The organism is Sporolactobacillus laevolacticus DSM 442, assembly GCF_000497245.1.
Taxonomy (GTDB): Bacteria; Bacillota; Bacilli; order Bacillales; family Sporolactobacillaceae; genus Sporolactobacillus; species Sporolactobacillus laevolacticus.
This window is the reverse complement of the sequence record NZ_AWTC01000002.1, coordinates 53,344-67,071: the sequence shown is the minus strand read 5'-3', so window position 1 is coordinate 67,071 and position 13,728 is coordinate 53,344. Positions and strand designations below refer to the sequence as shown.

Annotated in this window: 10 protein-coding genes; all 10 read left to right on the top strand. The window is 44.1% G+C overall.

The genetic code is table 11. The annotated features are described in order from the left end of the window. Window positions 1-24 precede the first annotated feature (24 nt). Complete coding sequence (gene pyrH / locus P343_RS21990; RefSeq protein ID WP_023508878.1) at window positions 25-750, top strand: UMP kinase; 726 nt, start codon at window positions 25-27, stop codon at window positions 748-750. A 3-nt stretch (window positions 751-753) separates the two neighbouring features. Then, the gene (gene frr, locus P343_RS21985; protein ID WP_023508877.1) at window positions 754-1,314 is read left to right on the top strand and encodes a ribosome recycling factor; all 561 of its coding nucleotides are present in this window, start codon (window positions 754-756) and stop codon (window positions 1,312-1,314) included. 109 nt (window positions 1,315-1,423) lie between these two features. Continuing rightward, on the top strand, window positions 1,424-2,209 hold the full coding sequence (locus P343_RS21980) for an isoprenyl transferase (protein WP_023508876.1): 786 nt from the start codon (window positions 1,424-1,426) through the stop codon (window positions 2,207-2,209). Further along, complete coding sequence (locus P343_RS21975; RefSeq protein WP_023508875.1) at window positions 2,206-2,997, top strand: phosphatidate cytidylyltransferase; 792 nt, start codon at window positions 2,206-2,208, stop codon at window positions 2,995-2,997. Before P343_RS21980 ends, P343_RS21975 begins: the two co-directional genes overlap by 4 nt. 15 nt (window positions 2,998-3,012) lie before the next feature. Beyond that, the gene (gene dxr, locus P343_RS21970) at window positions 3,013-4,161 is read left to right on the top strand and encodes a 1-deoxy-D-xylulose-5-phosphate reductoisomerase (protein WP_023508874.1); all 1,149 of its coding nucleotides are present in this window, start codon (window positions 3,013-3,015) and stop codon (window positions 4,159-4,161) included. A gap of 19 nt (window positions 4,162-4,180) precedes the next feature. Next, window positions 4,181-5,443 (top strand): RIP metalloprotease RseP, encoded by a 1,263-nt coding sequence (rseP, locus tag P343_RS21965; protein ID WP_023508873.1) that lies wholly within the window; start codon window positions 4,181-4,183, stop codon window positions 5,441-5,443. Window positions 5,444-5,571: 128 nt separating this feature from the next. Beyond that, window positions 5,572-7,215 (top strand): proline--tRNA ligase, encoded by a 1,644-nt coding sequence (locus tag P343_RS21960; protein ID WP_023508872.1) that lies wholly within the window; start codon window positions 5,572-5,574, stop codon window positions 7,213-7,215. Window positions 7,216-7,604: 389 nt separating this feature from the next. Next, window positions 7,605-11,915 carry a PolC-type DNA polymerase III gene (locus P343_RS21955; RefSeq protein ID WP_051384704.1) on the top strand — a complete coding sequence of 1,437 codons (4,311 nt, stop codon included), beginning with the start codon at window positions 7,605-7,607 and terminating at the stop codon, window positions 11,913-11,915. A 120-nt stretch (window positions 11,916-12,035) separates the two neighbouring features. Next, complete coding sequence (rimP, locus tag P343_RS21950; RefSeq protein WP_023508870.1) at window positions 12,036-12,509, top strand: ribosome maturation factor RimP; 474 nt, start codon at window positions 12,036-12,038, stop codon at window positions 12,507-12,509. A gap of 32 nt (window positions 12,510-12,541) precedes the next feature. Next, window positions 12,542-13,720 (top strand): transcription termination factor NusA, encoded by a 1,179-nt coding sequence (gene nusA, locus P343_RS21945; protein ID WP_023508869.1) that lies wholly within the window; start codon window positions 12,542-12,544, stop codon window positions 13,718-13,720. The last annotated feature ends 8 nt before the right edge of the window (window positions 13,721-13,728 follow it).

Sequence of the window (13,728 nt, the reverse complement as noted above, 5' to 3'; positions counted from 1 at the left end):
TGCCATTGTGAGGTGCAGTTGAACATGCCAGAGAAGGCGAAATATAAGCGGGTTATTTTAAAGCTGAGTGGAGAAGCACTTGCTGGCGCGGGCGGTTTTGGTATTGAGCCTGGTATTATTCGTTCCATTACGAAGCAAGTCAAGGACGTTGTGAACCTCGGTGTTGAAGTCGCAATTGTCTGTGGAGCGGGGAATATCTGGAGAGGCAAAGCAGGAAGCGAAATGGGGATGGATCGTGCACAGGCTGATTATATGGGTATGCTGGCAACGGTCCTGAATGCATTGGCTCTTCAGGATTGTCTTGAGGGTATTGGTGTAGAAACGCGTGTGCAGACTTCAATTGAGATGCGGCAAGTCGCCGAGCCTTATATTCGCAGGCGGGCAATCCGTCACCTTGAGAAGGGGCGCGTTGTTATTTTTGCCGCAGGAACAGGTAATCCTTATTTCTCGACAGATACAACAGCTGCTTTGCGTGCCGCTGAAATTGAAGCCGATGTTATTCTGATGGCAAAAAATAATGTCGATGGTGTCTATTCAGCAGACCCTAAAGTTGATAAAACAGCGAAGAAATATAAAGAAATCTCTTATTTACGTGTACTCAATGAAGGCCTGCAAGTTATGGACTCTACAGCGTCATCACTTAGCATGGATAACGATATTCCACTGATTGTTTTTTCTCTTTCTGAAGAGGGCAATATTAAGCGTGCCGTTCTGGGAGAAGACATCGGTACAATAGTAAAGGGGCGATAATTTATGGCTCAGTCAGAACTCCTTAAAGGAGCGGAAGAACGTATGGAAAAAGCTGTAAAAGCTTTCCAACGCGAATTGGTGACCATACGAGCAGGACGCGCAAATCCATCTTTGCTTAATAAGGTGACCGTTGAATACTACGGAGCTGAAACACCACTCAATCAGGTGGCATCAATTACGGTTCCAGAAGCTCGTCTGTTGCTTGTACAGCCCTATGATCGTACAGCACTTGCAAACATTGAAAAAGGGATCTTGAAATCTGAATTAGGCATTACGCCTACGAATGACGGAACGGTCATTCGTATTGCGATTCCTCCGCTTACCGAAGAAAGACGTGGAGAATTGGTCAAGCTGGTTAGAAAAATGGCAGAAGAAGCTAAGATTGCCGTACGCAATGTGCGCCGGGATACAAACGATCAAGTGAAGAAACTGGCGAAAAACAATGAATTGACCAAAGACGATGTTCGTGAAGCTGAAGACGATGTGCAAAAATTGACGAATGACACAATTAAAAACATCGATCAGATTGCATCCGAAAAAGAAAAAGAAATGATGGACATTTAAACAGGAAATTAACCAAGCTGACACCACGTCCACGCATGCAGTTCTGAATGGAAACACTTTTCGTCTGGCTATGTTCGGATGTTTCAGTATCAGTAATGGGGGAAAATCAATGTTTGAAAAATTTTCCTTTAATATGGGGAAAAAGGACAAAACGAACCGTGATGAACAACGCGATCTTAAAATTCCAAAGCATGTAGCAATTATCATGGACGGAAACGGACGTTGGGCAAAAAAGCGGGGATTACCGAGAATTGCTGGTCATCGCGAAGCAATGAAAACAGTTAAACGAGTCACGAAAGAAGCGGATCGCTTAGGCGTTAAGGTGCTCACGCTTTACACTTTTTCGACTGAAAACTGGAAACGTCCGAAAAATGAAGTTGATTTTTTGATGAAGCTGCCAGAACAGTTTCTAAATACGTATCTGGTCGAGCTCATAGAACAAAATGTTCGAGTTCAGGCAATGGGTGATTTATCACGCTTGCCATCATATACACTTAAAGCTGTGGAAAGTGCCATTGAACGGACAAAAAACAACACAGGACTGGTGTTGAACTTTGCCCTGAACTATGGAAGCCATGCGGAAATTGTTGATGCAGTGAAAACGATCGTGCGAAAAGTTCAAGAACAAGAGCTGGTCGTCGAAGAAGTGACGGAACAAGTTATTTCTCAACATTTAATGTGTTCATCTCTTCCAGATCCTGACCTTTTAATCCGCACAGGCGGAGAGTTAAGGTTAAGTAACTTCATGCTATGGCAGCTTGCTTATACGGAACTCTACTTTTCAGAAGAATATTGGCCTGATTTTGATGAACAGAGTTTACGGAATGCGATTCAATCATTCGCTGCCAGACAGCGCAGATACGGCGGTTTAGAGAAAGGAAGCGAGAAAAATTGAGACAAAGAGTAATTACAGGCCTTTTGTACGGTGCTGTTTATCTCGCACTACTTTGGATCGGTTCAATTCCTTTCGCACTCTTAATCGCTGCGATCGCTGTGATCAGTTATTTAGAACTTGCTGAATTGAATAAACTTGGTGCATCTTCACCTGCTGTCCTTATTGGTGCGGTCGCTGTAGCTATTATCGTAGCCGGTGCCCTAGTCTTACCAAATGTTTTTCAAAACCTTTGGCTTAAATTGTTCGTTACTTTAGCCTTGCTGCTCATCAGTGTTAGTGTGATGACGAAAAATAAGTTCTCTTTTGCGCAATCGGCTTATCTTTTCCTGTCTGTTTTTTACATAAGTATTCCGTTTTATTTGCTTGTTCGTATGCGGATCGATAGTCTTGAACTGGTGTTGTTTGTCCAGATAGTCATGTGGGCAACAGACAGCGGAGCTTATTTTGTTGGAAGGAAATTTGGTAAAAACAAGCTTGCGCCAAACATCAGTCCGAATAAGACTAAGGAAGGCTCGGCGGGAGCAGTGCTTTTTGCGCTGATCACAGCACTTCTGTTCCAGTTGATTGTTGGTGAACCGCTTTTCACCTCGTGGTTTGCGCTCACCGGTGTCACATTGCTGATCTCTGTATTCGGTCAGATCGGGGATTTGGCAGAATCAGCAATAAAACGGTTTTATGGAATCAAAGATTCAGGAAACATTCTTCCAGGTCATGGTGGACTGTTAGATCGATTTGACAGCTTAATCTTTGTACTTCCGTTGCTTTATATTTTTGGATTGATTGGTTAAGAGGGGGAACGCGCTTTGAAAAAAATCAGTTTACTTGGTGCGACGGGTTCAGTCGGACTTCAGACACTCGATGTGATCCGTGAACATCCTGATCAATTTTCTGCAGTTGCTCTTGCTTTTGGAGAAAATATCGACATTGCTCTGCCACTCATTCAGGAATTTCATCCAAAACTGGTCGCGGTAAAGAATAAGACAGTCGCTGAGCAGATAAGACCGGCGTTAACTAAAGAAATACGGCTGGTTTACGGTGTTGAGGGCATGATTGAAGCTGCCGTTATCCCTGAGAGCGATATATTGGTCAACGCAGTTCTCGGCAGTATTGGTCTTGAACCAACACTAGCTGCGATTGAAGCTGGAAAGACAATTGGCCTGGCAAATAAGGAAACGCTTGTCACTGCAGGACACTTAGTGATGAAGAAAGCAAAAGAGTTCGGTGTATCAATCCTTCCTGTTGACAGCGAGCATTCCGCTATTTTTCAATCAATGCAGGGTCAGGACCGTTCGGCCATTTCTCGGCTGATTCTGACCGCTTCAGGCGGCAGTTTCAGAGACAAGAAACGTGAGGAACTCGAAGGTGTGACGATTAATGATGCCTTGAATCATCCGAATTGGTCGATGGGGGCAAAAATCACTGTCGATACGGCAACGATGATGAATAAAGGACTTGAAGTTATTGAAGCACACTGGCTATTTGGGATGCCTTATGAAAAAATTGATATAGTAATACACAGAGAGAGTATTGTTCATTCATTAGTTGAATATGCTGATCATAGTGTCATTGCGCAGCTCGGATTGCCGAGCATGCTTGTTCCGATTCAGTATGCGCTCACTTATCCTTCAAGACTTGAACTGAAACTAACAAAACAGCTAAACTTATGGGAAATAGGAACACTTCATTTTCAAAAAGTGGACACGCAACGCTATCCAAGCGTATCATTAGCTTATCACGCAGGAAAAGCAGGCGGTTCCATGCCGACCGTATTAAACGCGGCTAATGAAATAGCGGTTCAAGCATTTTTATCAGGAAAAATTGCGTTTCTAGACATTGAACGGTTTGTTGAGACGGCTCTTGAGCATCATCAAGTCGTTCAAATGCCTGATTTGGAAACAATTGAAGCAGTAGATCGGGAAACCCGCGCTTTTGTCATGAATAAAATAAACTAAAGGCAGAGGTGTCAAGCTCGTGGAAACTTTGATAATCGTTGTCATCATTTTCGGGCTTCTTGTGTCTATCCATGAATTTGGTCACTTGATCGTCGCTAAACGTTCCGGGATTCTGTGTCGGGAGTATGCGATCGGATTTGGTCCGAAAATTTTTGCAATCAAAAAAGGAGAAACGGTTTATACATTGCGCCTGCTTCCGATTGGAGGCTACGTGCGCATGGCGGGTGAAGATCCGGAAACTTTCGAAGTGAAACCCGGACAAAATATCGGTATCTACCTTGATACGCATGGAAATGTTTGCCGTATTGTGAGCGATCATCTAGAGAAGTACCCGGATGCCCGATTTTTGACCGTTGAACAATGCGATCTTGAAAATGAACTCTGCCTTTCAGGATATGAAGATGAAGATGCGCCACTCACCCGTTATGCAATAAATCGAGATGCGACTTACGTAGCGGACAACCAAGATTTTCAAATTGCGCCGCGTGATCGCCAATTTTCGTCACAGTCCCTTTTGGCGAGGTTTCTGACGATATTTGCAGGTCCGTTTATGAATTTACTCTTGGCTGTGATCATCTTTATCATCTATTTTAGCATCCAGGGAGTGCCTTCCGATGCGCCGCAGCTTGGTAATGTAATAAAGGGTTATCCTGCGGAAAAATCAGGCCTTGTTGCCGGTGACCGCATTGTGCAAATTGACGGTAAACAAACAAATAGTTGGCAGGATATCGTCAACTATGTCAGTAAGCATCCGAAAGAAAAGGTTATGTTAACCTTTGAACGAAATGGCAGTCAACAGCAAGTTGAACTAATCACCGGTCAACGTAAGGCAGAGAACGGCAAGGCGGAAGGCGTCATTGGCGTCTATCAACCAACACGCCACTCATTGATCGGCTCAGTTGGAGCAGGTGTCAGCCAGACCTATTACTGGGTCAAGATGGAACTTGTTGGTCTGAAAATGCTGATCACCGGAGGATTTGACTTGAATAAGCTTGCCGGGCCGGTCGGTATTTATCACGCAACAGGAGAAGTTGTCGCTCAAGGATTGTTTTTCGTACTGAACTGGACGGCCTTTCTGAGTGTAAATCTAGCAGTCATTAATTTACTTCCGCTTCCGGCATTAGATGGCGGACGTCTGATGTTTCTTATTGTCGAAGCGCTGCGCGGCAAACCCGTTGAGCCACAGAAAGAAGCGCTCGTTCATTTTATCGGGTTCGCTTTTCTGATGCTGTTAATGCTGCTTGTGACCTGGAACGATCTGCAAAACCTCTTTTCACGCTAGGATCCATTAAAAATAACTCTGTTCAAAAAAGAAAGTGGGAAGGATTTGTTAAGAGGAAATACTACTTTCCCAGATTTTTTTGAACAACCTCTTATAGATAAGATTTCAAATAGTTGAGGTGGTAAACAATGAAACAAAGCCAAATGTTCATTCCAACGATGAAAGAGACGCCGGCAGATGCGGAATCTGCTAGTCATCGCTTGCTTCTGCGCGGTGGATTTATCAGACAGAATGCAGCGGGTGTTTACTCGTATCTGCCGCTTGGCTATAAAGTGATAAAAAAAATTGAAACGATTATTCGTGAGGAAATGGATCGAGCAGGGTCGCAGGAATTACTAATGCCAGCTATGCAGCCAGCAGAATTATGGCATGAAACAGGTCGCTGGGATGTTTATGGTCCGGAGCTCATGAGACTGAAGGACAGGCATGGTCGTTATTTTGCACTCGGCGCAACTGGGGAAGAACTGATAACAAGTCTTGTCCGTGATTTTCTCAACTCTTATAAAAAATTACCAATGAATCTTTACCAGATTCAGACCAAATACCGTGATGAAAAGAGACCACGTTTTGGATTGCTTCGCGGTAGAGAATTCATTATGAAGGATGCCTATTCTTTTCATGATTCACCGGAAAGTCTGGATAAATCCTATTGGGACATGTTCAATGCCTACTGCCGGATTTTTGAGCGATGCGGTTTGAAATTTCGTGCTGTACTAGCAGATTCCGGAGCAATTGGTGGTAAAGATACGCATGAATTTCAGGCTTTGGCAGAAATTGGAGAGGATACGATAGCCTATTCGGACAGTTCTGATTTTGCGGCAAATCTGGAAATGGCAGCAGTACTCGATACAGACACTGCAGAAAAGGGGAATGCACTTTCTTTGGAACGTGTTCCCGGTAAGCAGGTTGTGGATGAAGATACACCGATTGTTGCTCAAGCATTCAAAACACGGACAGAGACAGTTGTTGTGTTTATTAAGGCAACGGATGAAATGAATGATGTCAAGTTAAAGAATATTTTGGCTACCGATCTCATTGAACCTTTCGAAGGTGATAGCTTAGATCTAATGCATCTTGATGAGGAGATCCGTGTGTTCGCAGACAACGGATTGAAACATTTGTCCCAAGCAGTGTTGTACAATAAAGCTGAAGACATAACCTATGTCCATGTTGATCCGGATCGTGACTTGTCTATCGAGAGTTATAATGACTTCCGTTTTATTAAGGAAGGAGATCCGTCTCCAGATGGAAAAGGAACTATCAAGTTCGCAAGAGGTATTGAAATAGGACAAGTCTTCAAGCTGGGAACCAAGTATTCTGAAGCCATGAATGCGACGTATCTTGATGCGGATGGAAAAGCGAAACCGCTGATTATGGGGTGTTATGGCATAGGTGTTTCTCGGACGCTGTCAGCAATCTGCGAACAGTATCATGATGAAGGCGGCTTAATTTGGCCAAAATCGCTAGCGCCGTTTGCTATTCATCTGATTACGGTAAATCCGAAGAATGAAGACCAATATTCACTATCGGAGAAGCTGTATCAGTTCTTCATGGAACAAGGCTATGATGTGCTTTGGGATGATCGCAAAGAACGCCCAGGGGTCAAATTTGCCGATAGCGAATTAATCGGCTGTCCGGTACAAGTGATTGTCGGGAAAAAGGCGGCTGATCAGATCGTTGAACTTGCTTCCCGCAAGAACAAGGAAAGAATTGAAACAAGTGTTGAAGCTTTGTCAACAGACGTCGATGAATTAATGAACGCGCTTGATTAAGCAAGGGACGAATTGAGGAGCCATTAGAGCTCCTTTTTTCTTTTTGTTAGACTGTGATCATTTTTACCGTTGATCATGCTCAATATTTTATAGAAAAGAAATTTTCGAAACTCTTGCGAGACGGTACTCGCTGATTGAGAGCCAGGTGAGACCCCGCAGCAAGGTACCGAACGAGGATACTTACGGTTCGTCCGCAGAAAGCATGCGGATTTCCGATGATCGAGAATTTTCAATAACAGATTCTCTTGTTTAAACAGTATATAACAAGGGTTCTATCATGTTGATCATAGCAGCTTGATCTTCATGTAACGGATAGTGTCCGTCAAGCTGATGGCATTCACCTTTTAGATTTAGTAGAATAATAGAAAGAAAGGAGACGAGGATTGTTGATGACTGATCCGACATCGAAACATGGCCGCTTGATGATGCTTCTTGAGCATATCGAAACGCCCCGCGAATGGGTTGAACAGTATTTCGATCAAGGCGAAATTGAAAAATTGTCTGTCTTTCGTACAGAACGCCGTTGGCATTTTGATTTTTTGCTGAATGGTGTGATCCCTTTTCAAGTGTATGAGTGGCTTGAATCCAGCCTCCAACAACACTTTCAATCCGTTGTTTCCAAAGTGACTTTGTCTTTTCAGGCGAGGGATACTAATGGCGCGGACCGACTTTTTGCTGATTATTGGCAGGCGGTCAGCACACAACTATGTACTGAGTTTCCCGCATTGAAAGTATGTCTGAATCGACAGCAGCCGGAGCTTCATGATCGGCTCCTTACACTTTCAGCGAACAGTGAAACAGAATCAGGACTATTAAGAAGAAAAATTCCTAAAGCACTGAATGAAAAAATTCGTGTCTATGGATTTCCTCCGCTTTCACTAGATATTAAAATTGATTCCGAAGACCGTTCAAAAGCCTATGATTCATTTGTCAAACAACGTGAGGCAGAAGATCAGCAAAAAGTAGTTCAGGCGATGATTGAACGACAAAAGAAAAAAGACGCTGATGAAAGTTCAGGAGAAGCAGCACAAGGACCTTTTAAAGTTGGCTATGATATTCATGATGAACCTGTCTCAATTGAAACGATACAGGATGAAGAACGTAGAATCACGATACAAGGATATATCTTCGATTCTGAGACCCGTGAGCTGCGAAGCGGCCGCACCTTGCTTCTATTTAAGATCACAGATTATACCGATTCATTAATGGTTAAAGTTTTTTCTCGTGACAAGGAGGATGCGGAAAAATTCGGAAGGCTTCATAAAGGCATGTGGGTAAAAGTACGCGGTGGCGTTCAGAATGACAGCTTTGTAAGAGATCTTGTCATGATCGCTAACGATATAGAGGAAATCAGCCCAAATAAACTAGAGGACACCGCTCCTGAAGGGCATAAACGTGTTGAACTTCACGCCCATACTGTCATGAGTCAGATGGATGCTGTGGTCACAGCTTCTGCGCTAATTAAGCGGGCTAAGGACTGGGGTCATCGTGCCATAGCAATCACCGATCATGGAGTTGCGCAATCATATCCTGAAGCATATTCTGCAGGACAGAAAAATGGAGTTAAGGTGTTATATGGCGTCGAAGCCAATCTGATCGACGATGGTGTTCCGATCGCTTATAACACGGCACATCGTTTGCTTTCTGATGATACCTATGTTGTGTTCGACGTCGAGACGACCGGCCTATCGGCAGTTTATGACACGATAATAGAACTAGCCGCAGTTAAGATAAAAAATGGTGAAGTGTTGGAAAAGTTTGACCAATTTGCAAATCCTCACCATCCACTTTCACAGAAAATAATTGAATTAACCAGTATTACGGATGAAATGCTGGCGGACGCTCCTGATGCGGACCAAGTCGTGGAGGAGTTCAGAAAATTTGCCGGGGACGCTATTTTAGTTGCCCATAATGCGACCTTTGATATGGGTTTTTTAAACACAGCTTATCAGAAACTCGGGTACGAAAAAGCCTCAAATCCGGTCATTGACACGCTTGAACTTGGCCGTTTTCTCTATCCGGAATTTAAAAACCACAAGCTGGACACGCTCTGTAAAGCATTCAATATTGAGCTCACTCATCATCACCGCGCGATCTACGACACTGAGGCGACCGGCTATCTAGCCTGGAAAATGTTGAAGGACGCCGCAGAAAAAGGCATGAGTTACCATGACCAGCTCAATGACAATCTTGGAAAAGGAAACTTGGATCGGATACGTCCATCCCATGTGATCTTGCTGGTCAAAAATCAAACGGGATTAAAGAACCTCTATAAATTAATTACGCTGTCGCACGTCGATTATTTTTATCGAGTGCCGCGAATTCCAAGATCGCTTTTAAACAAGTACCGTGAGGGAATTCTCGTCGGATCTGGCTGCGATAAAGGCGAATTGTTTGAGACGATGATGCAGAAATCTGCCGAGCTCGCGGAAAAAGTCGCTGAGTTTTACGACTACATCGAAATTCAGCCTCCTTCCAATTATTATCACTTAGTTGAAAAAGGTATTGTCAGAGATGAACTTGCGCTTAAGGATGTCATGATCAAGTTAGTCAAGCTGGGTGAAAAAATGAACAAACCGGTTGTTGCGACTGGAGACGTTCACTATCTTGATAAGCATGACAAAATCTATCGAAAGATACTGATTACCTCGCAAGCCGCGAATCCGCTAAATAGGCAAACACAGCCTGATGTTCATTTCAGGACAACAGATGAGATGCTGGAATGCATGAGTTTTCTCGGCGAAGAAAATGCTGAGAAAGTTGTTGTGACGAATCCGAATGCTATTGCGGATCAAATTGATGATGTGCTTCCTGTAAAGGATAAGCTCTATACGCCGACAATCGATGGGGCAGAAGATGAAGTAAAAGAAAAAACGTATAGTCGCGCTCACGCTCTGTACGGAGATCAGTTTCCAGAACTGGTTGAAAAAAGACTGGATAAGGAATTAAAGAGTATTATCGGTCACGGTTTCTCCGTTATTTACCTGATTGCACACAAGTTGGTTAAGAAATCACTCTCTGATGGGTATCTGGTTGGTTCACGAGGATCCGTTGGTTCTTCACTTGTTGCGACAATGCTTGAAATTACTGAAGTTAATCCGCTGCCGCCGCATTATTTGTGCCCATCATGCAAGCATGTCGAATTTTTTACTGATGGTTCGGTGGCTTGTGGTTTTGACTTGCCGGATAAAAATTGTCCGGAATGCGGAACAGCGTTGAAAAAAGAAGGGCATGATATTCCGTTTGAAACCTTCCTTGGATTTAAAGGGGACAAGGTTCCTGATATTGACTTGAACTTCTCCGGTGATTATCAGCCGGTTGCACACAACTACACGAAGGTCTTATTTGGTGAGGACAAAGTGTTCCGCGCTGGGACCATTGGCACAATCGCCGATAAAACCGCTTATGGATATGTTAAAGGATATGAAGAAGATACTGGTGCCAGCTTCCGAGGTGCCGAACGTGACCGGCTTGCATCCGGATGTACCGGAGCAAAACGAACGACCGGCCAGCACCCGGGCGGCATTGTCGTTGTACCGCGGGATATGGAAATTTATGATTTTACACCGGTTCAGTTTCCCGCCGATGACAAGACGGCAGAGTGGAAGACCACCCATTTTGATTTCCATTCAATTCATGACAATATACTGAAATTGGATATTCTCGGACACGACGATCCGACGGTAATCCGTATGCTTCAGGATTTGAGCGGGATTGACCCGAAAACCATTCCAACGGATGATAAAGAGGTCATAAAGATTTTTAGTACGACTGAATCACTGGGAGTGACGGGTGAACAAATCCGTTGTAAAACAGGAACACTAGGTATCCCGGAATTTGGTACACGATTCGTCCGGCAGATGCTTGAGGATACCAAGCCGACCACTTTTGCCGAACTGGTTCAGATTTCGGGGTTGTCTCATGGTACGGATGTGTGGCTGGGCAATGCCCAAGTTCTGATCGAAGATGGCACATGTGTGCTCCGGGATGTTATTTCATGCCGTGACGACATTATGGTTGACCTGATGCACCAAGGACTGGAACCATCTCATGCTTTCAAAATTATGGAATCGGTCCGAAAGGGCAAAGGCTTGAATGATGAGTGGATTGCTGAAATGAAGGAAAATAATGTTCCCGAGTGGTATTTAGATTCATGTCTTAAGATAAAATACATGTTCCCGAAGGCACATGCGACTGCCTATGTCCTTATGGCAATTCGTATCTCCTATTTCAAGGTACATTATCCGATTTTGTTTTACGCCACCTATTTCTCTGTACGGGCCGATGATTTTGATGTTGATGTGATGAAACGCGGATCGGACGCGATAAGAAATAAGATGGATGAGATTGAAAAGAAAGGGAACGACGCACTACCGAAAGAAAAGAGCTTGCTCACTGTACTTGAAGTTGCGCTTGAGATGTGCGAGCGCGGTTTAAGCTTCCAGCCCGTTGATTTGTACCGTTCGGATGCCACGAGATTTCTTGTTGAAGGTGATTCACTTATTCCTCCGTTCAACGCGATTCCAGGTGTCGGGACGAATGCCGCGAAGGCCATTGCAAAAGCGAGGGAAGATGGAGAATTTCTGTCAAAAGAAGACTTGCAAAAGCGCGCGAAAATCTCTAAGACAGTGCTGGAATTTCTCGATAGTCAGGGGTGCTTGGAAGGTATGCCTGAAGCAAACCAGTTGTCGCTGTTCTGACCCACTGATTTCTTGCCTTGGACACACGGGTATGATATAGTGTTTATGGAAATACTGGAAATAGTTCGTCTGCAAAGAGTGGGAACTTCCCACTCTTTCATTTTCAAAAGGAGGCTGAAAATGGCTAGCGTTATCGCGAAGATGACAGATGAATTGATTTCCCCGATTTTGCGCGAAATGAATCTGGAACTCGTTGATGTCGAATATGTGAAAGAGGGCAAAAACCGCTTCTTGCGCGTTTTTATCGATACCCCTCAAGGCGGTGTCGATTTAGATACCTGCGCGGCTGTCAGCGAGAAATTAAGTGAAGCTCTTGATGAGAAAGATCCGATAAAAGAAGCCTATTTTCTCGAAGTGTCTTCACCTGGTGCTGAACGGCCTCTGAAGAAATTCGAGGACTTCGTGAAATCTGTGGGAAAAGATGTTCATCTGACCACCTATGAACCAATTCAGGGAAATAAAGTATTTGAAGGCAATCTTGCCGAAGTGAACAAGGATTATGTTGTGCTTGCAGTCAAAAACAAAACGAGAGTGGATTATGTGACACTGCCCTTTGAAAAGATTGCGAGCAGCCGACTTGCGATCATTTTTTAGGATAGAACTGCTGAGAAAAAGGGGAGAAAAAAATGAGCAGTGATTTGTTAGAAGCGCTCACCGCACTGGAAAAAGATAAGGGAATCAGCAAAGAGATTCTGCTTGAGGCTTTGGAAGCTGCGCTGATTTCCGCATACAAACGCAATTTTGACCAGGCGCAGAATGTGCGTGTTGATATTAATGAAGGGATTGGACAAATCAAGGTCTATGCTAGGAAAGACGTTGTTGAAGCAGTCGAGAACGGCAACCTGCAGATCTCACTTGAACAGGCGAAAAGTTTGAATCCTCACTATCAAGTGGGCGACACGGTTGAGATTGAAGTGACTCCACGCAATTTCGGCCGAATTGCTGCACAAACCGCGAAACAAGTGGTTACTCAGCGTGTTCGCGAGGCTGAGCGCAGTGTGATTTATTCGGAATTCATCGATCGTGAAGATGATATTATGACCGGTATTGTCCAAAGGCTGGATCACCGTTTTATCTATGTTGATCTCGGACGTGTTGAAGCACTGTTGCCTCAATCTGAACAAATGCCAAATGAAACTTATCATCCGCATGACCGGATCAAAGTTTATCTTACCAAAGTTGAAGACGCCAAAAAAGGACCGATGATCACTGTGTCAAGGACTCATCCTGGTCTGCTAAAACGCTTGTTCGAACTGGAAGTTCCGGAAATCTATGACGGAACGGTAGAGATTAAGTCGATATCACGGGAAGCCGGAGATCGCTCAAAGATTGCTGTTCACGCCGCCGACCCTGCCGTTGATGCGGTTGGCGCATGCGTTGGACAAAAAGGCGCTAGAGTCCAGACAATTGTTAATGAATTGAAAGGCGAAAAAATCGATATTGTACGCTGGTCGGAAGATCCGGTCACATATGTTGCGAACGCGCTTAGTCCTTCTAAAGTCGTCAAAGTGATTGTCCATGAAGAAGACAAAGCAACTACGGTTGTTGTTCCGGACTACCAATTATCTCTTGCCATCGGCAAGAGAGGTCAGAACGCACGTCTTGCTGCTAAATTGACCGGTTGGAAAATTGATATCAAGAGTGAATCGGAAGCAGAAGAAATCGGGCTTTTTGATGAAGAACCTGCATCAGAGACAGCTGATCAAAATTTCAATGATCAAAACGAAGCAAGTTTTGAGAATCAGCCGCTCGATGTTCAGGAAGATGTAAACCCTGAGGATTCTTCTGAAACCGAGCAAGGTTAAGGAGGATT

Bases quoted from the DNA above. Each gene is read 5' to 3' on its own strand.
- pyrH (WP_023508878.1), top strand. From the start codon at position 25: ATGCCAGAGAAGGCGAAATATAAGCGGGTTATTTTAAAGCTGAGTGGA.
- frr (WP_023508877.1), top strand. From the start codon at position 754: ATGGCTCAGTCAGAACTCCTTAAAGGAGCGGAAGAACGTATGGAAAAA.
- P343_RS21980 (WP_023508876.1), top strand. From the start codon at position 1,424: ATGTTTGAAAAATTTTCCTTTAATATGGGGAAAAAGGACAAAACGAAC.
- P343_RS21960 (WP_023508872.1), top strand. From the start codon at position 5,572: ATGAAACAAAGCCAAATGTTCATTCCAACGATGAAAGAGACGCCGGCA.
- P343_RS21955 (WP_051384704.1), top strand. From the start codon at position 7,605: ATGACTGATCCGACATCGAAACATGGCCGCTTGATGATGCTTCTTGAG.
- rimP (WP_023508870.1), top strand. From the start codon at position 12,036: ATGGCTAGCGTTATCGCGAAGATGACAGATGAATTGATTTCCCCGATT.
- nusA (WP_023508869.1), top strand. From the start codon at position 12,542: ATGAGCAGTGATTTGTTAGAAGCGCTCACCGCACTGGAAAAAGATAAG.